This window comes from Mesorhizobium sp. M4B.F.Ca.ET.203.01.1.1 (assembly GCF_004791025.1).
Lineage (GTDB): Bacteria > Pseudomonadota > Alphaproteobacteria > Rhizobiales > Rhizobiaceae > Mesorhizobium > Mesorhizobium abyssinicae.
On record NZ_SRUO01000006.1, the window covers coordinates 285,764 to 306,817 of the forward strand.

The window sequence follows — 21,054 nt, forward strand, 5'->3', positions numbered from 1 at the left end:
GTGACTTCCCGTTGACTGGCGGTTCTGCCACATATTTTAGCAATCAGAACAAGGCCGGCGTCACCGGCGGGAATCGGAACGGCCATGGCATTTGCAAAACCCTTGCGGCTCGCGGCACTTGCGCTGGCCCTGTCGGCATGTGCCGGCGCGGTGCTTGCAAGCGAGCCAGAGAGCGCCCGGGCCGATAAACAGCAAACCGACAAGCCGCTCGGCGTGGTCGAGCTTTTCACCAGCCAGGGCTGCAGCTCCTGTCCGCCGGCCGACGAGTTCTTTGCTGAGCTTGCCAGCAAGGAGGACCTCGTCGCGCTCGCCTATCACGTCAACTACTGGGACTATCTCGGCTGGCAGGACACGCTGAGCAGCAAGGAAAACACCGACCGGCAGTACGATTATATGCGCGCCTTCGGCAGCCGCTCTGTCTACACGCCGCAAGCCGTCATCAACGGCCGCAGCCACGTCAACGGCGCCAGCCGCAAGGAAGTCGACGGCACGCTGGCGCGCCTCGACCGGACCGGCGAAGGCATGCGCGTCGGCATCAAGGTCAGCCGCACCAGCGACCGCGTCATGATCGATGCCGGCGACGCCGGCAACGGCCCCAACGACGCCCATGTGGTGATCGTCTATTTCGATCCGCCGCAGATGGTGAAGATCGGCCAGGGCGAGAACAGCGGCCGCAGCCTGACCTATTGGAACGCCGTCTCCGACATCCAGATCGCCGGCATGTGGCACGGCAAGCCGCAGCGCTACGAATTGCCGATGACCGAAATCGCCAAGAAGGCCGGCTGCGCGGTGCTGCTGCAATCCGTCGGCAAGGACGGCATGCCAGGCCCGATCCTCGGCGCCGCCTTCATCCGCAAGCCCGACCGGCTTTAGAGCTTCCTCGTCCTAGAGCATTCCAGGAAGTGCGTAGCGGTTTGCGTCCGGAATTGCGTCAAAACAAAGAGATAGAGCGGTTCAGCGTTTCCACTAAAACGATAAATTAGCCAATAGAATGGGACCGATTGTCGTTCAGGCACTATCGCAGGAGAAGACAACCGACAAATTGTTAGCAGGCATCTCGATCGCCTCGCGGAGACTAAGTCGAGAGGCCTCCCCCACGCGTTCAAGATCAGCAATATCACGCACACCCCAAGATGGGTTGCGCTCCTTTAGAGATGCGTCGAAAGCGGCGTTGGATGGTGCGTTGTGTGTGCCGTCGCGCGTGAATGGCCCGTAGAGAACAAGAAGCCCACCAGGGCGGAGCAAACGGCCAGCGCCTGCAAACAATCCTAAACTTGCCGCCCACGGCGCGATATGGACCATATTGATCGACACGATGGCGTCAAACGGCGCCGTTTGCTCGACGCCCCATGATCTCGAGCACACATCTATATCAAGCGGCGCGAGCACATTATTCAACCCGGAAAATTTGATCCAGCTAGAGGTGCTGGCGCGTGCGTCGGCATCAGGATCGCTTGGCTGCCAGGTGAGGTTGGGCATCGCTTCCGCAAAACACACGGCGTGCTCCCCGGTCCCGCAACCAATCTCCAGCACCACGCCATGTGTCGGAAGAACACGCTTTAGGACCGCGAGGATCGGTGCCAAATTTCGCGCAGCTGAAGGCGAGAACATGCGCTGGTCGGGGCTTACGCCGCGCTGTTCAAGCGCAACAGGCGAGCGGTTGTCATTCTCCTCGGGCATGGGCCGCAGATCCTCCGGGGCCGACGTTTCCCGCTTTATAGCTGAAATGATGGAACCGGATCCCGAAGATTTTGGACTGCAAGGCCTCGTCGAAGGAATATCCGAGGATGGTTGGAATTGGTCCTACGCGTCCTGTGCCAAGCGTCAGCCTCTTCATCACTAGGAGCGAAGCGACGCAGCGCAGACCCTGGGATCGCGAAAGCCACGCAATAAAAAACCGGCGTCAGCTTGCTTCTGACGCCGGTCATTTAGGTTTTGGGATCGTCGCACCCGATTTTCCGAGGGAAAACCGAGGTTGGTTCGATCCGACGCAGACCCGTGGGCGGGGGGCTTGGGGTTTACGAGCCGGTGCCGGACCGAACCGTCTCAGGCAACGCCGGTAAACTCGTCGGACATTGGGGCATGAGCGCGGTTAGAAAATGGCAGAAATGTGGCAGAGCATCACCAATTCCAACAGGAGGTTCACAAACGTGACTGGACGTGACGGAAACAGCGCTGCGCTGGCGTGCTTCGCCGGCTCTTGCAATTCCATGGCGAACGGGCCAACTTCTGAGGGCGAAGATTCATTCGAAGGATCTAGGCATGACCGATCGCGGTGGCAGTGGGACGGAGGATGGGGACGCATCCGCAATATTGATCCCGCTGCATGAGGCCCGACGCGAGCGCCTCGACCAGCCGGTGCGCTTCGACCGGCGCGAACTCGATCAGATCCTCAGGCTCTACGGACGCATGGTCGCCGCCAATGAATGGCGCGATTACGCCATCGACCATCTCTCCGACCGCGCCGTCTTCTCCGTCTTCCGCCGCGCCAGCGAGGTGCCGCTGTTCCAGATCGTCAAGGATCCGAAGCTGGCGCGCCGCCAGGGCGCCTTCTCCGTCATCGCCGCCGGCGGCCGCATCCTGAAGCGCGGCCAGGAGCTCGGCCGCGTGCTCGGCGTCTTCGATCCCAAGCTGAAGGTCATCGAGGCGTGAGCTGGGAAGTCGAAGAGGAACTGAGGAACTGAGGAACTGGGGAATTGAAGAACTGGGGAATTGAAGAGAAATGGCGCTAAACGCCTGATATAAAAGCCTTTTCTTCAATTCCTCAATTCTTCAATTCCTCAGTTCCCTCTCCCTCCGAGCCGGAACCTCCGCTCCGGCCACGAATCCGGATCCGGCGCACGTCCTGCCCCGCCATTCAGCGACAGCTGCATGAAGACCGTGTCCAGCCAGCGTCCGTGCTTGTAGCCGGACCCTTCCAGGCGCCCGGAATGGCGGAAGCCGAGCTTCTCGTGCAGCCGCACCGAGGCGCTGTCGGCATGGCCGTCGCCGATGACGGCGATGATCTGGCGGAAGCCGGCCGCCTCGGCCGCGTCGATCAGCCCTTGCATCAGCAGCCTCCCGACACCCTGGCCCTTCGCCTCGGGCGCGACATAGACGGAATCCTCGACGACGAAGCGATAGGCCGGGCGTGGCCGGAACGGACCGGCATAGGCATAGCCGAGCACCGCGCCATCCTTTTCCGCCACCAGATAGGGGAAGCCGCCCGCCGTCAGACTGTCGAATCGGCTGCCCATCTCGGCGCGGCTCGGCGGCTCCAGCTCGTAGCTGGCGGTGCCGTGCGTCACCGCATCGGCGTAGATTTCCGTGACTCGGGCGAGGTCCGCGGCGCCGGCGGCTCTGATCGTGATGCTGCTCATAATTTATGCAAATCTTTCACCTGCCCTCCATAACAGCAAAGGCAGGCGCAAAAGAAAAGGGCGGCCATTGGGCCGCCCTTCGTGAACTCAGTAGTCCAGTGCCGTTCAGCGGCGGTCGCCCATGAACTGCAGCAGGAACATGAACAGGTTGATGAAGTCGAGATAGAGCCTCAAGGCGCCCATAGTCGCCTTGCGGCCGGCGACATCGCTGGCGTCGCCGTCGAAATACATCTCCTTGATCTTCTGCGTGTCGTAGGCGGTGAGGCCGGAAAAGATCAGCACGCCGATCGCCGAGATGGCGAAGGACAGCGCCGACGACGCCAGGAAGATGTTGATCACCATGGCGATGATCAGGCCGAAAACGCCCATGACCAGGAACGAGCCGAACGCCGTCAGGTCGCGCTTGGTCGTATAGCCGTAGAGCGACAGCGCGCCGAAGGCGGCCGCGGTAGCGAAGAAGGTCTGCGAGATGCTGGCGCTCGTATAGACAAGGAAGATCGACGACAGCGACAGGCCGACAAGGCCGGCATAGACCCAGAACGTGGTCTGCGCGGCCGAAACGCTCATCGACTGGATGCGGGCCGACAGGAACAGCACCGGCGCCAGCGGGGCGAGGATGACGACCCAGCGCAGCGGCGAGCCGAAGATCGCATAGCCGAAGGAGGTCAGCATCTCGCCGCTCGGCAGCGTAGCGACCGCCGAGGCCGGGTCAGTGGTGGTGGCCAGCATGATCGTGCCGATAGCGGCAAGGCCGGTGATGAGCAGGCCAAGCCCCATCAGGTTGTAGACCTTGATCATGTAGGCGCGCAGGCCCTGGTCGATGTCCGCATCGACACGGGTGCCGGGCACGGCGCGCGTCTGGTAGTTGCGAATGGGATCAGCCATTGGAATTCCTCTGTTGCTTCTGCCCCGTCCGGTGTCCGGCCTTTTCTGGCCCAGGCGCCGCTGGCAGGGCTCCAGCATGCCTGCGCGGAATATGATGGTTCTTCGCCTGAAGAACAAGTCCGTAACCGGCTGTAACGGTTCGTGAGAAGGTAAAAAGCCGCTTTGACGGCCTTTTTCGGGGGCATTCTTACCAAGATTTAACCCGGCTCGGGTGTCGCCAGCCCGGCAAATCAGAGATTGCGCAGCACCGGCGCCGCCTTATGCCCGAGCACCCGCCAGGTTCCGGCAAGGCCGATGCCGACCGTGACCGCCAGCGAAACCAGCATCGTCGCCACCGCCACTTCCGGCATGAAATGCGATGGCAGCGTCATGATGCGCGCGACCACGAACCAGGCCGCCACGCCGCCCGCCGCCAGCGCGAAGACCGCCGTGGCAAGGCCGATCAGCACATATTCCAGCGAGAACGCCGTGATCAGCGTCCTGCGAGTCGCGCCCAGCGTCTTCAGCACCACCGCATCATGGATGCGCGCCCGGTTGCCGGCGGCGAGCGCGCCGGAGAGCACCAGCACCGATGCGATCAGCGCCACGCCGGCAGCAGTGCGGATCGCGGTGCCGAGCTGGCCCACCAGCCGGTTGACGATGTCGAGCGCATCCTTGACCCGGACCGTCGTCACCGCCGGAAAAGCGCGGGTGACGGCGTTGAGCAGACGGGCGTCGTCCGCCGTGGACGCGTTCTTGTCGGTCAGCGTCGCCAGCCAGCCATGCGGGGCTCCGGCGAAGGTGTTGGGCGAGAACACCATGACGAAATTGATGCCCATCGTCTCCCATTCGACCTGGCGGAAATTGGCGATCCTGGCGGTCACGTTGCGTCCCAGCACATTGACGGTGACGGTGTCGCCAAGTTTCAACCCGATCTGCCGCCCCTCCTCGGCCGAGAACGACACCAGCGCCTCGCCGGCATAGTCCTGCGGCCACCACGTGCCTTGCGTCAGCGTCGCGTTGGCGGGCATTTTGGCATCGTAGGTCAGGCCGCGGTCGCCGCGCAGCACCCAGGCGCCTTCCGGCGGCACGCTCACCTTGCCGACATCGATGCCGTTCAGCGCCATCACCCGTCCGCGCATCATCGGCACCTTGGCCAGCGTTCCGCCGGGGGCCTCCTTGCCGATCAGCGCCGAGAAGGCGTCGACATCGCCGCTCTGGATATCGACGAAGAAGAAGTTCGGCGCCCGTTCCGGCAGGCTGCCGGAGATCTGCCGCCTGAGATTGCCGTCGATCAGCGCCAGCGTCACCAGAAGCGTCAGCCCGAGCCCGAGCGACAGCACCACCGACGGCGTCAGGGCGCCCGGCCGGTGGATGTTGCCCAGCGCCAGCCTGAGCGCGACCGAGCGGACACGCGGGCTCTTCCTCGCCGCCCATTGCACCAGCGCGCCGACCAGTCGCAGCACCACGAATGCGACGATCGTGGCGCCGACGAAGATCGAGGCGATGCGGCGGTCGCCGGAAAACAGGATGGCGAGCGCCGCCAGGAACAGCGCGATGCCGACCGCTGCCGCGACATAGGGCAGGCGCGGGAAGCCGCGGCTTTCAAAACCCATCTCGCGAAACAGCGCCGTTGCCGGCACGTCGCGGGCGCGCCCCAGCGGCAGCAGCGCGAAGGCCAGCGTCACCAGCAGGCCGAACAGCGCCGCCATGGCGAGCGCGCCTGGATAGAAACCGCCTTCCGCCGGCACCGGGATGACCGACTGCAGCGCGGCGCTCGCTGCGAACGGCATCGCCGCGCCGAGGATCAGGCCGGCGACGATGCCGACGCCGGCAATCAGCAGGATCTGCACCAGATAGACGGTGAAGACAAAACCGCCGGAGGCGCCGAGGCTCTTGAAGGTGGCGATGACGCCGCGCTTGCCGTCGAGATAGGCGCGCACCGCGTTGGCCACGCCGACGCCGCCGACCACCAGCGCAGTAAGCCCGACCAGCGTCAGGAATTGCGAGAAGCGCTCGATGTTGGAGGAGAGCGCCGGTGCAGCGTTGCTGCGCGTGCGGATCGACCAGCCGGCCTCCGGAAACGCCTTGGCCGCGCGATCCTGGATCGCCTTGAGATCGGCCTCGCCGGCGCCGGCGGGCAGCCGGACCTTGTAGGCGTTCTCGACCAGGCTGCCTGGCTGGATCAGGCCGGACGCGGCGAGCCCTTCGGACGAGACCAGCAGCCGCGGCGCGAAGCCGAAGCCGTCGGAGACCGCGTCCGGCTCGTTCACCAGCCGCGCGCGCAGCTCGAACGTGGCGCCGCCGAGTTTCACCCGGTCGCCGAGCATGAGGTTCAGCCGGTCGAACAAAAGCTCGGGCGCCGCGGCGCCGAAGACGCCGGACCGCTCGCCGAACAGCGACGCGCGCGGCAGCGCCGGCTCGGTCGCTAGCGCGCCGAAGAGCGGATAGGCGTCATCCACCGCCTTGGCTTCGACCAGCGCCTGGTCCGAGCCGTCCTCCAATCGCGCCATCGAGCGCATGCTGGCGCTGTGCGAGATCGCGCCCAGCCCGCCGAGGAAATCGCGTTCGGCCGATGTCGCGTCGCGCTGGTTGAGCTGGAAGCGCAGGTCCCCGCCAAGCAGCGTCTGGCCCTGGTTGGCGACGCCGGCGCTGATCGCCTGCGCCACCGAATTGACGCCGCCGATGGCGGCGACGCCGAGCGCGATGCAGGCGAGGAAGATCAGGAAGCCGGACAGTCCGCCGCGCATCTCGCGCAGCGAGAAGCGGACCGCGAGCTTCAACGTCCGCGACAGCGCCATCAGGCCGAAACCTTCACCGGCTTCGGCGCGTCCTCGATCCGGCCCGAGCGCATCGACACCTGGCGCGAGCAGCGCGCGGCGAGTGATTGGTCATGCGTGACCAGCACCAGCGTCATGTCGCGCTCGGCCGCCTTGGCGAACAGGAGGTCGGCGATCTGCCGTCCCGTCGCCTGGTCGAGATTGCCGGTCGGCTCGTCGGCAATCAGGATGCGCGGCGAGGGCGCCAGCGCCCGGGCGATCGCCACGCGCTGCTGCTCGCCGCCCGAGAGCTCGCCGGGATAATGGGTGACCCGATCGCTGAGCCCCACCGCCGCCAGCTCGCGCGCCGCGACGCCGAACGGGTCGGCATGGCCGGCGAGCTCGAGCGGCACCGCAACATTTTCCAGCGCCGTCATATTGGGGATGAGGTGGAAGGACTGGAACACGATGCCGATGTTTCGCCCCCGAAACGAAGCGATCTGATCCTCGCTTTTACCGTTGAGTAGCTCGCCGGCGATGCGGACCGTTCCGGAATCGACCCTTTCCAGTCCGGCGAGGACCATCAGCAGCGTCGACTTGCCGGAACCCGAAGGGCCGACGATGCCGGTCGCCTCGCCGGCCGCGACATCGAGGCTGACGCCCTTCAGCACATGAACGGAGGACGCGCCTTCCCCCAGCGTCAGCGATACGTCTTTCAGCACGATGACGGCTTCTGTCACAATGAAAGCGTCCTATATGGGTAGAGAAGGGCTAGAGCATCGGAGCCAAAGTGGAGAGCGGGAAATCCGATGCTCAACCAGGAACCCGCCTTCGCCTGAAGACCATTTCCGCTCATATGGGGCCTGCCGCATGGCTTTCAAACACACTCTGGCCGCAGCCCTCGTTCTTTTCGCCGCGATCGGCAGCGCCGTTTCATCGGCGAGCGCCGAGACGTTCAGGATCGTCGGTTTCGGCGACAGCCTGATGGCGGGTTTCAGCCTCGGGCCCGGTGAGGGTTTCACCGATAGGCTGCAGGCAGCGCTTCGCGCCAAGGGTCTCGATGTCAGCGTCGCCAATGCCGGCGTCTCCGGCGACACCTCGAGCGGCGGCCTGGCGCGGCTCGACTGGTCGGTGCCCGACGGCACCCAACTGGTGATCCTCGAGCTCGGCGCCAACGACATGCTGCGCGGTGTGGCGCCGGCCGTCCCCGAGAAGAACCTCGACGAGATGCTGGCAAGGCTCAAAGCGCGCAAGATCGGCGTGCTGCTGGCCGGCATGCGCGCCGCGCCCAATCTCGGCGCCGACTACCAGAACGCCTTCGACGCCATCTATCCGAAGCTCGCCGCGAAATACGGCGTTCCGCTCTATCCGTTCTTCCTCGACGGCGTCGCCGGCGTGCCCGGCCTGCAGCTTGGCGATGGGCTGCACCCCAACGCCAGGGGCGTCGACAGGATGGTCGAAGGCATACTACCGACGGTGGAGAAGTCGATTGCTGCGGGTGGCGGCGCGTCGTGAGGCAGGAAAGTCACGGTTGCCGTTGGGGAAACCGCGAGGTCAATAAACCGCTTGCCCCGCTTGGATATCGATGATTCGCTAGGGGCGTGAGTTTCGATTCGAGGACAGGAGGCTTGCCATGCCGCGTCTTTTCACCGCCCTCGAAATTCCGCGTGACGCCGCTCTTTCGCTGTCCCTGCTCCGGGGCGGCCTGCCCGGAGCCCGCTGGATCGACGTCGAAAACTACCATCTGACGCTGCGCTTCATCGGCGATGTCGAGGGCCATGTCGCCGACGAGATCGCCAACGCGCTGGACCGCGTCCACCGCCCGTCCTTCTCGCTGACGCTCTCCGGTGTCGGCGCCTTCGGCCAAAAGAAGCCGCACGCCGTATGGGCCGGCGTCGCCGTCTCGCCGGACCTGACCGCCCTGCAAGGCGAGATCGACCGCATCTGCCAGCGGCTCGGGCTGCCGGCCGATCCGCGCAAGTTCATGCCGCATGTGACGCTGGCGCGGCTGCGCAATTCAAGTCCGCTCGACGTAGCGCAGTATCTTTCGGCGCGCGGCAATTTCTCGGCGCTGCCCTTCCGCGTCGGCCGTTTCGTTTTGATGTCGTCGCGCGATTCGGTCGGCGGCGGCCCCTATATCGTCGAGGAAGCCTGGCCGCTGTCGGGCGCCGACGCGCGCACTGCCAGCCGCTTCGCCAGCGCCTCCGACGCCTCGCGGATCATGCGATAGACCTCGGCGAACGCGTCCGGCCCGTCATAATAGGGGTCCGGCACCTCGCCCGCGGCGCCGTCGGCAAACTCCAGGAACAGGTGGATGCGCTCGCGCATGGCGGCGGGCGCGATCGCCTTGAGGTCGCGGACGTTCGCCCGGTCCATGCCGAGGATCAGGTCGAAGCGGGAAAAATCCTCCGGCACCACCCTGCGCGCCCTTTGCCCGGAAATGTCGATGCCATGATGCGCCGCGATCGAGATCGAACGCGGATCGGGAGCGGAGCCGACCTCCCAGCCGCTGGTCGCGGCCGAATCGAGCATGATGGTTCGGCCCAGCCCGCGCTCGGCCAGCACGGCGCGCAACACGCCTTCGGCGAGAGGCGAGCGGCAGATATTGCCGAGGCAGACGAACAGGATGGAATTTATCGGCTTTGCGCTCATCGATCCGGCGCCGTTTTTGTGCATGTCATGTCCCAAAACTGCGACGCACTTGCGGACGACATGCATTATGGTGAGGGTCAAAAGCCGAAATAGCACGGGACAAAGACATGACGAGAGAAAAACTGGGCAAGGATGCCGTCCTTGCCGCTTTGGCGGAACTGGGCGGCTGGTCGCTGGCCGAGGACGGCGCCTCGATCAGGCGCAGCTTCGGTTTCAAGAACTTTTCCGAGGCCTTCGCCTTCATGACCCGCGTCGCGCTCGCGGCTGAAAAGATGGACCATCACCCCGACTGGTCGAACGTCTACAAGACCGTGGACGTCACGCTGAACACGCATGATGCCGGCGGCGTCACCGCACTCGACATCGAGTTGGCCAAGAAGATGAACCGCTATTTTGGCGGCTGAACTCTTGTGATGGGGCGGCGCTTTCACCACATTTTCCCCCGGCGGCCGTGCACCGAACCAAGCGCGCGGCGCCAAGGAGAAGAAGATGGCGCGGCAACCCGGTTTTGATTTCTTCGGCTTCGGCGACAAGCTCGCCGGCGAAGGTGAGGTGCGCGAAAAATTCTGGCGCACAGCCAAGAAGGCCGCCCGGCAGATCCCGTTCATGGAAGAGGTGGTCGCTGCCTATTACTGCGCCATGGACAAGGACACGCCAATGCGCGCCAAGGGCATCCTGCTCGCCGCGCTCGGCTATTTCGTGCTGCCGATCGATTTCATCCCCGATGTCATCTTCGGCCTCGGCTTCACCGACGACCTCGCCGTGCTGACCGCCGCGATCACCGCCGTCAGCGCCCACATCACGCCCGCGCACAGGCAGGCTGCCAGGGACGCGATCGCCGACAAGGACTGAGCCCGAACCGGCGCAAGCGCTTGTTTGAAAAGTCAAACTCTTGCCGCTTTCGTATCCTCCAAGTCGGCACAGGGACGTCCCGCCTGCCGCCTTTGTGGCGACGGCGCGGGAATGGCGGCGGTTTCCTGGGGTGAGGGTCCTTTTCTTGAGGAAAATTCACCGTTTGGTAACCCTGATTAAATCAAAATGAAGCGACGGGCAGGACGCCGCAACGGCCTGCCGCCGCACCATTTGGAATACGGGAAAAGCGATGCGTGGATTGATTGCTACAGTTTCCAGCCTGGTCCTGGTGGCCCTGGCGGCGCCCGCGCTGGCGCAGTCGGCGACCAAGATCGGCCAGCACAATGCCTGGGGGACCTACAGCTACCAGGCATCCGGCGGCAAGGTCTGCTACGTGCTCACCGTGCCGACCGACAAGCAGCCGGCGACGCTCGACCATGGCGACATGTTCTTCTTCGTCAGCCAGCGGCCGGGCCAGCAGGTGTCCTACGAGCCGCAATTCATCGCCGGCTACAATTTCCAGGAAGGCTCCAAGGCCACCGTCACCATCGACAAGAAGACCTTCTCGATGTTCACGCGCGGCAAGTCGGCCTGGGTCGAGAACGCGGCGGAAGAGCCGGTGCTGATCGCCGCCATGAAGACCGGCACCGACATGAAGGTGCAGGCCAAGTCCGGTCGCGGCAACCCCACCTCCTATGTGTTCTCGCTGAAGGGCATTTCGGCCGCGCTGGCCTCGATCGCCAAGTGCAAGTAGGCTGAGGCCCCCTTGACGGCGGACAGCGACATCGACCGCGCCATCATGCAAATGGTGATGGACCGTTGACGGAAGACGGCCATGGTCCTCGCGAAAACCGAAGAGGCGCTTCGCAAGGCGGGCGTCCAGGTTTCCTGGGAGGATCATCGCCGGGCGACTGGAAGCTCTCGACGCGCGCGGCGACATTGAAAGCCAGGGAGACCTGACGCTCTGGCGCAACAGCGAGGTCCGCCTCCCGCAAGTGAAAGCGGAAGAACGATAGCTCAGCCCGGCGCGGGCATCGTCTCCGTTCTGCGCCGCCGGATCGCCTCGGCGATGAAGACGCGCGACAGCGCATGATAGAGCGGCTCGTTGGAGATCAGCCTCGCCGTGCCGTAGCCCAGCATCGCTGCGCACATCAGCGCGATGACATTGTCGTGGTTGCCGGTCATCTCGAGGATGATGACGAAGGCCGTCATCGGCGCCTGCACGACGCCGGCGAAATAACCGGCCATGCCGAGCAGCGCCGCCGTGCCGGTGGCCGTGCCGAAGACCAGGCCGAGCGTGCTGCCCAGCCCCGCGCCCACCGCCAGCGACGGTGCGAAGAGACCGCCCGGAATGCCCGATACCATCGACAAGAGGCCGGCGGCGAATTTTTCCACGAAGAAGAGGGCCGGCAGCGGCGTGCCTTCGATCGCGCCGCGCGCCTGCGCATAGCCGGTGCCGAAGGTCAGCCCGCCGGACGCGACGCCGATCACCGCCACGGCGAACCCGCAGACGGCCGCCACCACCAGCGCGCGCGGCAGCGGCTGCAGCGCGTTCCAGCGCCGGATGCGGCGCATGACCTTCAGCGCAAGCAGCGAGAACAGCGCGCCGACACCGCCGCCGACGATGCCGCAGGCAAGCACCAGCGGCCAGTCGGTGGCAAACGCCACCGTGTCCTTGGCGACGCCGAAATAGGTGTAGTTGCCGAGCAGCCCCAGCGAGGCGAGGCCGGCCAGGATCACCGCCGTCAGCACCAGCCCGTTGGTGCGCGCCTCATAGGCCCGGCCCATTTCCTCGATGGCGAAGACGATGCCGGCAAGCGGCGTGTTGAACGCGGCGGCGATGCCGGCGGCGGAGCCGGCCAGGATCAGCCCGCGCGCCTGCGCCATGCCGCCCCAGCGCGCCGCCTGCAGCATCAGCGAGGCGCCGACCTGCACCGTCGGACCCTCGCGGCCGATCGAGGCGCCGCAGGCGAGGCCGACGACGGTGAGCGCGATCTTGCCCGCCACCAGCCTGAGCGACAGGATGCGGCTGCGATCGTCCTCGTCGCGCAGATGCCGCGCCGCGATCGCCTGCGGAATGCCGCTGCCTTGCGACCCCGGGAAGAAGGAATGCGCCAGCCAGGCGCAAAGGACGAAACCGAGGGGCGTCACCACGAGCGGCAGATAGAAGCGCCAGCCGCCCTCATTGCCGGTCATGATATGGAACAGAGCCTGCGCGCGGTCGGCAAGCAGCGCGAACAGGACGCTGATCAGGCCGATCGAGACGGCGCCGGCCCAGAAGACGAGACGCGGCTGCCAGACGCGCCGCGACACCCACATGGCGCGCGAACGCCGCAGCAAGCGGTTTTTTCGGGATATGCCGGCCATGACGAGCCTCGTGGTGATAGGCCCGGCCTAGCACAATGACGGGGCCGATCAACCCGGGCGGCGAGTCCGACGCTATGCCGGCACCGCATCGGAACGGGGTTCAAGGAGATGTGATCGGAATACCCGCCGGCGCACCGGCCGGCGGGAAGGTCGGCGTGGGTGCTTGGCGGTGTTCACATCGCCATTTTTTCACACTCGGCCTGGGCCTTCTTGGTCGACGTGTCGATCATGTAGGTTTTGCCCTTGGCGTCGGTCATCATCATCATGCAGTGCTTGACCGGTTTCGCCATCTTCATCATCTCGGCGCTCATCTTGGCGTCCGGCATCATCGTGCCCATATGGCCGTCGGGCGTGATCGCCGTCACCTGGCCGGCCTTCATCATGGTCATCGTTCCCATCGTGTCTTCGGCAAATGCCTGTGCCGCGGAAAGGCCGAGGAGGCCGGCGATGACAACAAGCTTGATCGATTGCATTCCGCATACTCCCATTTTGCAGGGGCACAGTTGCCCCTTTCCGGGTTCGCGAAGGCGCCTTGGGTCGTTACGCCAACACGAATATGTGATCGATTTGCGCAGTGCGAGGGATGCGGCGCCGCCTCACGGCGGTCGAGCGAATGATGACACGACTGGCAAGGTCGCGCCCGCCCCGCATGACTCCGCTCCGAACCTGTGCTATGCGCCGCGCTTCATTTCGGGCACGATGCTGAAATCGGCCGCAAACCGCTTATATTGGCGCAACCATGACCCTTTCACTTGATCTTACCGCCGAAGGCGCGCGCGACGCCTTGCGTGCCCGCGCCACGCCGGCCGAAAAGCCGACGCTGATCGGCCTCACCCGGGCTGAGCTCGGCGCCGCCCTCGTCGAGGCCGGCATCGTGCCGGAGCGCCAGGCGAAAATGCGCGCCCAGCAGCTCTGGCACTGGATGTATGTGCGCGGCGTCTCCGACTTTTCCGGCATGTTCAACATCTCCAAGGATCTGCGCGCCGAACTCGACAGGCATTTCACCGTCGCGCGGCCCGAGATCGTCGAGGAGCAGATCTCCGCCGACGGCACCCGCAAATGGCTGTTCCGCTTTCCGCCGCGCGGCGCCGGCCGCCCGGTCGAGATCGAGACCGTCTATATCCCCGAGGAAGGCCGCGGCACGCTCTGCATCTCCTCGCAGGTCGGCTGCACGCTGACCTGCTCGTTCTGCCACACCGGCACGCAGAAGCTGGTGCGAAACCTGACTACGGAAGAGATCCTGGCGCAGCTGCTCACCGCCCGCGACCGCCTCGGCGACTTCCCCGACCGCGACACGCCCGACGGCGCCATCGTGCCGGCCGAGGGCAGAAAAGTGTCCAACATCGTCATGATGGGCATGGGCGAGCCGCTCTATAATTTCGAGGCGGTGAAGAAGGCGCTGCTGATCGCCTCCGACGGCGACGGCCTGTCACTGTCGAAGCGCCGGATCACGCTGTCGACCTCCGGCGTCGTGCCGGAAATCTTCCGCACCGGCGAGGAGATCGGCGTCATGCTGGCGATCTCGCTGCATGCCACCAATGACGATCTGCGCGACCTTTTGGTGCCGATCAACAAGAAGTATCCGCTGAAGGAGCTGATCGCCGCCTGCCGCGCCTATCCCGGCCTCTCCAACGCCAGGCGCATCACCTTCGAATATGTGATGCTGAAGGACGTCAACGATTCCCTCGACGACGCCAAGGCGCTGGTCAGGCTCTTGAAGGGCATCCCGGCCAAGATCAACCTGATCCCGTTCAACCCGTGGCCGGGCACCAACTACCAGTGCTCGGACTGGGAGACGATCGAGAAATTCGCCGACTACATCAACAATGCCGGCTACGCCTCGCCGATCCGCACCCCGCGCGGCCGTGACATCCTCGCCGCCTGCGGCCAGTTGAAGTCGGAATCGGAGCGCATGCGCAAGGTCGACCGGCTGGCGCTGGAAGCGATGATGATCGCGGGGCACGGCGAGGCGTGAGCCGCTTCGTCGCCTACCTCATCCGCTTCGCTGTCATCCTGGTCGGCTACATCGCCGCCTCGTTGGCGGCCAGCGCCTTCCTCAACATCCTGTTCCTGGGCTCGCTCGGCTATACGCCCGACCAGGCCCACCCGACGGCGACCGCCTCGCTCTATTTCTCGATCCCCTTCGTGGCGTTGTTCGTCGCCTATTTCGCCTTCATGCCGGCGGCGGTCGTCATCGTCGCCGCCGAGATCCTCGGACGGCGCGACTGGCTGTTCTATGCGATCGCCGGCGGCGGCGTCGCCGCGGCCTTCCTCGGTTTCGTCCGCCAGAGCGGCGATCCCGACTTCGTCATCACCGATACCAGCGCCATCCTGGCGGTGATCGGCTCCGGCATGGTCGGCGGCATCTTCTACTGGCTCGCCGCCGGTCGCTGGGCCGGCAGCTGGCGCGAGACCCAGCCTATTTCGCCTGGGCCGTCAGGATCTTGAGCGCGAAGGCCGAGAACACGCCGCCGAACAGATAGTCGACCACCCGCATCACGCGGGGGCTTGCCCTCATCGCCGCCGAAAATCTTTCCGCCGCCAGCACAGCACGATGAACATGACGCCGAGGAAGAACAGCTTTCCGGGCGCGTTCGGGTCGTGCGCGGAGACGAACTGCGGCAAAAACGTCATGAAGAACAGGATGATCTTCGGGTTGAGCAAATTGACGCCGAGCCCGGCCGCCCAGCTGCGGAACAGCGAGATACGCGGGCCGGCCTTCTTCTCCGGCGAGAAGGCCGAGCCCTTGCTGACCGCTTGCCACGCCAGAAAGACCAGATAACCGGCGCCGAAGATTTTCAGGACGAAAAAGGCCATCGGCGAGGCGACGATCAGCGCCGAGACCCCGACCGCCACCAGTGTGGTGTGGATCAGCGTGCCGCAGAGCGCCCCTGCCATCGAGGCAAAACCGGTGGCGCGGCCCTGGCTCAGCGTCCTCGACACGAACAGCGTCATGTCGGGCCCCGGCGTGATCGCCAGGATCACCGTGGCGATGGCGAACTGGATCAGCGTCGTTGCGTCGGGAAGGAAGGACATCGGTCGCGCGCGCCCCAGAGAAGGATCGCGGAGCCTATAACGCAGCCATTTCAGCTTCGCCAGCGGCTGACCGGCGCGGCGTCTGGTCCAGCCCTTGCTGGCATCAAAGGCCGGTTCGTCTCTTGCGCAGCCCGGAAACGCCGTGATACCTCGCCCGCGAAACCTTTCCCGCGGAACCGCCAAAAATGTCCAAGACCAAAAGCGTGAAGAAAGTCGTGCTCGCCTATTCCGGCGGCCTCGACACCTCCATCATCCTGAAATGGCTGCAGACCGAGCTCGGCGCCGAAGTCGTCACCTTCACCGCCGACCTAGGCCAGGGCGGCGAGCTGGAGCCGGCCCGCCGCAAGGCCGAGCTGATGGGCATCAAGGACATCCGCATCGTCGACGTGCGCGAGGAATTCGTCGCCGACTTCGTCTTCCCGATGTTCCGCGCCAATGCCGTCTATGAAGGCACCTACCTGCTCGGCACCTCGATCGCCCGGCCGCTGATCTCCAAGCACCTCGTCGAGATCGCAAAGGAAACCGGCGCCGACGCGATTGCCCACGGCGCTACCGGCAAGGGCAACGACCAGGTCCGTTTCGAGCTGTCGGCTTACGCGCTTAACCCCGACATCAAGGTCATCGCGCCGTGGCGCGACTGGTCCTTCAAGTCGCGCACCGACCTGCTGAACTTCGCCGAACAGCACCAGATTCCCGTGCCGAAGGACAAGCGCGGCGATGCGCCGTTCTCGGTCGACGCCAACCTGCTGCACTCCTCCTCGGAGGGCAAGGTGCTGGAGGATCCGTGGACGGAACCGCCGGAATTCGTCCACCAGCGCACCGTCTCGCCGATGGACGCGCCGGACAAGGTCACCGAGATCGAGATCGAGTTCCTCAAGGGCGACCCGATTGCGCTGAACGGCAAGAAGCTGTCGCCGGCGACGATGCTGGCCGCGCTCAACGACCTCGGCCGCGACAACGGCATCGGCCGGCTCGACCTGGTCGAGAACCGCTTCGTCGGCATGAAATCGCGCGGCGTCTACGAAACGCCCGGCGGCACCATCCTTATCGCCGCCCACCGCGCCATCGAATCGATCACGCTCGACCGCGGTGCCGCCCACCTCAAGGACGAGTTCATGCCGCGCTATGCCGAGCTGATCTACAACGGCTTCTGGTTCTCGCCGGAGCGGCTGATGCTGCAGGCGATGATCGACAAGAGCCAGGAGGATGTCGAAGGCACTGTGCGGCTGAAGCTCTACAAGGGCAATGTGATGGTCACCGGCCGCAAGTCGAAGAAGACGCTCTATTCCGACGCGCTGGTCACCTTCGAGGACGACCGCGGCGCCTACGACCAGAAGGACGCCGCCGGCTTCATCCGCCTCAATGCGCTCCGGCTGAGGACGCTCGCGGCGCGCACGCGCAAGGGCTGACATAGTTGCTGCGGGACGCTGTGCCGGTCCCCGCGAAGGCAGAAACGACCAAGAAACCCGGTGGACACGCCGGGTTTTTTATTTCCATCTCCTAATATAAGGGAAATAAGAGCGACCGGACTAAGTTCCCGTTTGACCTTTCGGCAGCTTCATCTAAGTTCCGCCGCGGGATCGGCGGGGTTTTGACAGTGAAAAAAGCTATTTCTGTTCTGCTTGCGACGGCTATCGCTTTCGCGGCGTGCCAGGCCTCACAGGCCGCGAAGCGTGAGGCCAAGCCGGATCTGGACGGCTGCATCGCCGAAGCCCGCGCATGGAACATCACGCTCAAGCACGATATCGCCGGTTTCATGGGTGTGTCGCTGGAGCGCATGCCGGCCCTGTTCTGCGAACGCCTTGCCGCCGGCGTGCGCAGCGGCCGCATCACCTATTCCGATGTCAACAACCTGCAGCTCGACCAGCCGACCGAAATCTGGATGGTCCTCAAGGGCAAGCCAAAGCCGGCTGCGGTTACGAAAACCCCGGCGCCGCGGACGTCCAACTTCCGTAATTGCACCGGGAGAGACGGCATCTTCCAGGTTCCCGCCTCCCGGAAATGCCCGCCGGGCGGCTACGGGCATTTCGAGCAGCCGTCCGAAAGGGAGATTAAGGCCAGGTCAAGCGTGGCCACCTCAGCGCCGCGGAACGCCAGATTCCATACCTGCTCAAATGTTTTCACCGGCACCTTCGAGGTTCCCGCTTCCCGGAAATGCCCCTTGGGCGGCGGCTAATCGTAAGTTGCCGGAGTCCCGCTGGAGATCGAGGGCAGGCCAAGGGCGGCTCCTCCGCCCCTTCCAGGTTCCCGATTCCCAGAAATGCCCATTGAGCGGCTACGCGCATTATTGAGACCGAGTGATTGGGCTTTGAGCCTGATCCTAGCTATGGAGGGACTTCGACGATGAAGAACGGTATTTTTCTCTTGCTTTCAGCGGCAGTCATCTTCGGCGGATGCCAGTCCTGGCAAGCCCTGGCGGCACCGACGTCCAAGTTCCGTACCTGCAGCGGATTTGACGGCCCCTTCCAGGTTCCCGTTTCCCGGAAATGTCCGGTGAGCGGCTATGCGCATTCCGACGAACCGACCAAAATGGACACCAAGGGCAGGTCAAAGGCGGCTACGGCGCCGCGGTCGTCCAAGTTCCGTACCTGCAGCGGATTTGACGGCCCCTTCCAGGTTCCCCTTTCCCGGAAATGCCCGGTGAGCGGCTATGCGCATTCCGACGAGCCGACCAAAATGGACACTAAAGCCAGCTCAAAGGCGGCTACGGCGCCGCGGTCGTCCAAATTCCGCAACTGCAGCGGCATTGACGGCAGCTTCCAGGTTCCGATTTCCCAGAAATGCCCGTTGAGCGGCTACGCGCATTACTGAGAGCGAATCTGGTCGTTCCGAGCGTCTGGGCTTCACCTGCTCCATAAACAAAAAGCTCGGCACATGGCCGGGCTTTTCTGTCGAGTGGAGATGGCATCAATTGCCGTCGATCGCTTCCGCGATGCGGGCAATGGCCTGCTGGTAGACGCTGGCCGAGTTCCAGCCGGCAATGGCGCCCATATTCGCCTGATAGCTCGCGCCGGCCCGCCAGCCATGGCCCTTGAGGTAGTTGGCGGTGGAAGCGAGCGCGGTATTCCTGTCGCGCAGGTTGCCGTTGCCGACGCCGTACTTCAGGACGTTTCCGGGCAGGAACTGCGTGTGGCCGATTTCGCCATGCATGGCGCCCACGGAAGCTGAGGTCAACGTTCCGCGATCGACCAGCTTCAGCGCCGCAATGGCATGCGGGTAGAAATAGTCCGGGCGGCGGCAGTCATAGGTAAGCGTCAAAATGGCGGACACCGTGTTCTGGTTGCCCATGGAGGCGCCGAAGCCGGTCTCCATGCCCCAGATGGCGAGCAGCACGCCGGGCGGCACGCCGTAGGTCGATTCGATCTTGTCGAACAGCGCCGCGTTCGACTTCTTCAGCGAACGGCCCTTTGAAATGATCGCGGCCCCGCCGCGGCGCTTCATGAAATCTTCCACCGAGCCGCTGAACGCCTTGTGGATGGCGCGGTCGGCGGAGATGGTCCTTGTCGCGTAGGTCGCGCCTGCCAGAGCGGCCAGACCCCTCGAGCCGACACCTTCGGCCTGGGCCTGTGCGGCAAAGTCCTGCTTCCAGGCGTCGAAGCCGGCGCTGTTCTTGCCACAGCTGCCAGCCGCCTGCGCGCCCGTCGCCAGCGCAAGCACTGCCATCACCGCGGCCGCAAAAATCTTTCCCTTGGCAAGAAATGCCATCTCGTTCTCTCCTGATTGCCTGAATCACGTCCCGGTTGCGAATTTGCCAGTGAAACGCCCGGTTGTCACCGCCCCCGCGGCTGCACTGGTTGCTCGATGCTGGCGAATGAAGCGGAATTTGCCTACGATCAAGTATTTATTGTGGCGGAGGGGCTCGATACATATGGATGATGTTGATGTTGTGATCATCGGCGCCGGCTCGGCCGGGCTCTCAGCCGCGAAAACCCTGCGCGCCGCTGGCGTCTCCTTCAAGCTATTGGAAGCGATGGACCGCATCGGCGGCCGCGCCTGGACCAGCGACCGGCATTTCGGCGCCCCCTTCGACATTGGCTGCGCCTGGCTGCATGCCGCGGACCGCAATCCCTATTTTCCCGAGGCGCAGGCCGCCGGCTGGACGCTGCACCATCACGATATGAACGTCGACCATCTCTATTACCCCCAGCGCAAGGCGAGCGAGGCGGAAGAGGCCGAGATGAAGGCCGCCGACGCGCGGCTGTTCGAGCTGCTCGCCACGCATAAGGTCGAGGAAGGCGACGACGACCGGCTTTCGGCGCTGCTCGCCAGGGGCCAGGCGCCGCGCGCCGCAGCCACCTTTGCCGGTCCGATGGATTTCGGCGCCGACGAGGACGAGATCTCGATCCGCGATTTCCAGGCCGCCGCCGACCTCGACCCGAATTATTTCAGCAAGGAAGGGTTCGGCGCGCTGGTCGCCCGTTTCGGTGCCGATGTGCCGGTCGAGCTGTCGACCCCGGTGCGCCGGATCTTCTGGAACGGACCGGATGTCGCCTGCGTCACCGATCGCGGCACCGTTCGCGCCAGGGCGGTCATCGTCACCGCCTCGCCGGCGGTGCTCGCCTTCGAGGAGATCGCCTTCTCGCCGGCCCTTCCCGACGCGCATTTTTCCGCCTTCTTCGATCTGCCGATGGGCATGCTGACCAAACTGCCGGTCGAGGTGAGCGCAACCAGGCTTGGCCTGCAGCCCTTTGACGACCTGCTGATCGAGCGGCTGGCCAGGCACGATATCTATTTCCTCTGCTTTCCCTTCGACCTCGATCTGATGGTCGGCTTCGTCGGCGGCGACTTCGCCTGGGAGATGTCGGCGGCCGGCGAGGCGGCGGGCATCGACTTCGTCGTCGACCGGCTGTGCGACATTTTCGGCGCCGACACCCGCAAGCATGTCGGGCGCGCCATGATGACCAACTGGGGCGGCGAGCGTTACGTGCGCGGTGCCTATGCCGCGGCGCGGCCCGGGCGGTCGGAGGCGCGCGCCACGCTGATGCAGCCGGTGGCGGACAAGATCTTCTTCGCCGGCGAGCATCTGGCGGGACCGCTGATCCAGACCTGCGGCGGCGCCCGGCTGTCGGGCGAGAGCGTGGCGCGGCAGGTGGCGGCCGTGCTTGCGGCCAAATAGCGCTGGAACGCCTGGTCGCGACCGGGCGTTTGGGTGGGGCGCGATCCCG

At 64.8% G+C, this 21,054-nt stretch carries 22 protein-coding genes and 1 pseudogene; 13 read left to right on the forward strand and 10 right to left on the reverse strand.

Annotation, left to right across the window (positions count from 1 at the left end; translation table 11 throughout):
- Positions 1-84 precede the first annotated feature (84 nt).
- Positions 85-873 carry a thioredoxin family protein gene (locus tag EN846_RS16440; protein WP_128275890.1) on the forward strand — a complete coding sequence of 263 codons (789 nt, stop codon included), beginning with the start codon at positions 85-87 and terminating at the stop codon, positions 871-873.
- A 135-nt stretch (positions 874-1,008) separates the two neighbouring features.
- Here EN846_RS16440 and EN846_RS16445 read toward each other — a convergent pair whose 3' ends face one another.
- Entirely contained in the window at positions 1,009-1,680 is a 672-nt protein-coding gene (locus EN846_RS16445) for a DUF938 domain-containing protein (RefSeq protein WP_127391708.1), read from the reverse strand.
- A gap of 582 nt (positions 1,681-2,262) precedes the next feature.
- Here EN846_RS16445 and EN846_RS16450 point away from each other — a divergent pair.
- The gene (locus EN846_RS16450; RefSeq protein ID WP_126057429.1) at positions 2,263-2,652 is read left to right on the forward strand and encodes a DUF2794 domain-containing protein; all 390 of its coding nucleotides are present in this window, start codon (positions 2,263-2,265) and stop codon (positions 2,650-2,652) included.
- A gap of 128 nt (positions 2,653-2,780) precedes the next feature.
- Here EN846_RS16450 and EN846_RS16455 read toward each other — a convergent pair whose 3' ends face one another.
- The 4 genes from EN846_RS16455 to EN846_RS16470 all read right to left on the reverse strand — a co-directional run bounded on the left by EN846_RS16455 (position 2,781) and on the right by EN846_RS16470 (position 7,722).
- A complete protein-coding gene (locus EN846_RS16455; protein WP_127391709.1) occupies positions 2,781-3,359 on the reverse strand; it encodes a GNAT family N-acetyltransferase in 579 nt (192 codons plus the stop codon).
- Between the two features lie 105 nt (positions 3,360-3,464).
- Positions 3,465-4,244 (reverse strand): Bax inhibitor-1/YccA family protein, encoded by a 780-nt coding sequence (locus EN846_RS16460; RefSeq protein WP_127286705.1) that lies wholly within the window; start codon positions 4,242-4,244, stop codon positions 3,465-3,467.
- A 230-nt stretch (positions 4,245-4,474) separates the two neighbouring features.
- Positions 4,475-7,024, reverse strand: coding sequence for an ABC transporter permease (locus EN846_RS16465; RefSeq protein ID WP_127391710.1), 2,550 nt, complete (start codon positions 7,022-7,024; stop codon positions 4,475-4,477).
- Positions 7,024-7,722, reverse strand: a complete 699-nt coding sequence (locus EN846_RS16470) for an ABC transporter ATP-binding protein (protein ID WP_127391711.1) — start codon at positions 7,720-7,722, stop codon at positions 7,024-7,026. Before EN846_RS16470 ends, EN846_RS16465 begins: the two co-directional genes overlap by 1 nt.
- Before the next feature lie 130 nt (positions 7,723-7,852).
- Here EN846_RS16470 and EN846_RS16475 point away from each other — a divergent pair, with 130 nt between their 5' ends.
- Positions 7,853-8,497 (forward strand): arylesterase, encoded by a 645-nt coding sequence (locus EN846_RS16475; RefSeq protein WP_127391712.1) that lies wholly within the window; start codon positions 7,853-7,855, stop codon positions 8,495-8,497.
- A gap of 118 nt (positions 8,498-8,615) precedes the next feature.
- Positions 8,616-9,212 (forward strand): RNA 2',3'-cyclic phosphodiesterase, encoded by a 597-nt coding sequence (gene thpR, locus EN846_RS16480; RefSeq protein ID WP_128275684.1) that lies wholly within the window; start codon positions 8,616-8,618, stop codon positions 9,210-9,212.
- On the opposite strand, the gene EN846_RS16485 is transcribed toward thpR, so the two are convergent.
- On the reverse strand, positions 9,116-9,634 hold the full coding sequence (locus EN846_RS16485) for a low molecular weight protein-tyrosine-phosphatase (protein ID WP_127391721.1): 519 nt from the start codon (positions 9,632-9,634) through the stop codon (positions 9,116-9,118). The two genes, thpR and EN846_RS16485, sit on opposite strands and share 97 nt — an antisense overlap.
- Positions 9,635-9,741: 107 nt before the next feature.
- Between EN846_RS16485 and EN846_RS16490 the strand changes: the two genes are divergently transcribed.
- From EN846_RS16490 to EN846_RS16500, 3 genes are all read left to right on the forward strand, one after another.
- Positions 9,742-10,038: a 4a-hydroxytetrahydrobiopterin dehydratase gene (locus EN846_RS16490; protein ID WP_127391714.1), complete on the forward strand. Its 297-nt coding sequence runs from the start codon at positions 9,742-9,744 to the stop codon at positions 10,036-10,038.
- 85 nt (positions 10,039-10,123) lie between these two features.
- A complete protein-coding gene (locus EN846_RS16495; RefSeq protein WP_127391715.1) occupies positions 10,124-10,486 on the forward strand; it encodes a YkvA family protein in 363 nt (120 codons plus the stop codon).
- Positions 10,487-10,736: 250 nt separating this feature from the next.
- Positions 10,737-11,240 (forward strand): invasion associated locus B family protein, encoded by a 504-nt coding sequence (locus EN846_RS16500; RefSeq protein WP_126057419.1) that lies wholly within the window; start codon positions 10,737-10,739, stop codon positions 11,238-11,240.
- Positions 11,241-11,503: 263 nt separating this feature from the next.
- On the opposite strand, the gene EN846_RS16505 is transcribed toward EN846_RS16500, so the two are convergent.
- Positions 11,504-12,853 carry a chloride channel protein gene (locus EN846_RS16505; RefSeq protein WP_127391716.1) on the reverse strand — a complete coding sequence of 450 codons (1,350 nt, stop codon included), beginning with the start codon at positions 12,851-12,853 and terminating at the stop codon, positions 11,504-11,506.
- Positions 12,854-13,026: 173 nt separating this feature from the next.
- A complete protein-coding gene (locus EN846_RS16510; RefSeq protein ID WP_127391717.1) occupies positions 13,027-13,326 on the reverse strand; it encodes a hypothetical protein in 300 nt (99 codons plus the stop codon).
- Between the two features lie 266 nt (positions 13,327-13,592).
- On the opposite strand from EN846_RS16510, the gene rlmN reads away from it, so the two are divergent.
- Together rlmN and EN846_RS16520 are read left to right on the forward strand one after the other, a co-directional pair.
- Entirely contained in the window at positions 13,593-14,828 is a 1,236-nt protein-coding gene (rlmN, locus tag EN846_RS16515) for a 23S rRNA (adenine(2503)-C(2))-methyltransferase RlmN (RefSeq protein WP_127391718.1), read from the forward strand.
- On the forward strand, positions 14,825-15,301 hold the full coding sequence (locus EN846_RS16520; protein ID WP_127391719.1) for a hypothetical protein: 477 nt from the start codon (positions 14,825-14,827) through the stop codon (positions 15,299-15,301). Before rlmN ends, EN846_RS16520 begins: the two co-directional genes overlap by 4 nt.
- Here EN846_RS16520 and EN846_RS16525 read toward each other — a convergent pair.
- Positions 15,273-15,889: pseudogene (locus EN846_RS16525) on the reverse strand (LysE family translocator). The gene EN846_RS16520 and the pseudogene EN846_RS16525 sit on opposite strands and share 29 nt — an antisense overlap.
- A gap of 185 nt (positions 15,890-16,074) precedes the next feature.
- Between EN846_RS16525 and EN846_RS16530 the strand changes: the two are divergent.
- From EN846_RS16530 to EN846_RS16540, 3 genes are all read left to right on the forward strand, one after another.
- Positions 16,075-17,298, forward strand: coding sequence for an argininosuccinate synthase (locus EN846_RS16530; RefSeq protein WP_127283964.1), 1,224 nt, complete (start codon positions 16,075-16,077; stop codon positions 17,296-17,298).
- Between the two features lie 188 nt (positions 17,299-17,486).
- Positions 17,487-18,065 (forward strand): hypothetical protein, encoded by a 579-nt coding sequence (locus EN846_RS16535; protein ID WP_245493320.1) that lies wholly within the window; start codon positions 17,487-17,489, stop codon positions 18,063-18,065.
- A 125-nt stretch (positions 18,066-18,190) separates the two neighbouring features.
- Positions 18,191-18,700: a hypothetical protein gene (locus tag EN846_RS16540; protein WP_245493321.1), complete on the forward strand. Its 510-nt coding sequence runs from the start codon at positions 18,191-18,193 to the stop codon at positions 18,698-18,700.
- A gap of 96 nt (positions 18,701-18,796) precedes the next feature.
- Here the strand turns inward: EN846_RS16540 and EN846_RS16545 are convergent, their stop codons facing one another.
- Positions 18,797-19,594: a lytic transglycosylase domain-containing protein gene (locus tag EN846_RS16545; protein ID WP_127283962.1), complete on the reverse strand. Its 798-nt coding sequence runs from the start codon at positions 19,592-19,594 to the stop codon at positions 18,797-18,799.
- Positions 19,595-19,757: 163 nt separating this feature from the next.
- Between EN846_RS16545 and EN846_RS16550 the strand changes: the two genes are divergently transcribed.
- A complete protein-coding gene (locus tag EN846_RS16550) occupies positions 19,758-21,005 on the forward strand; it encodes an NAD(P)/FAD-dependent oxidoreductase (RefSeq protein WP_127391857.1) in 1,248 nt (415 codons plus the stop codon).
- The last annotated feature ends 49 nt before the right edge of the window (positions 21,006-21,054 follow it).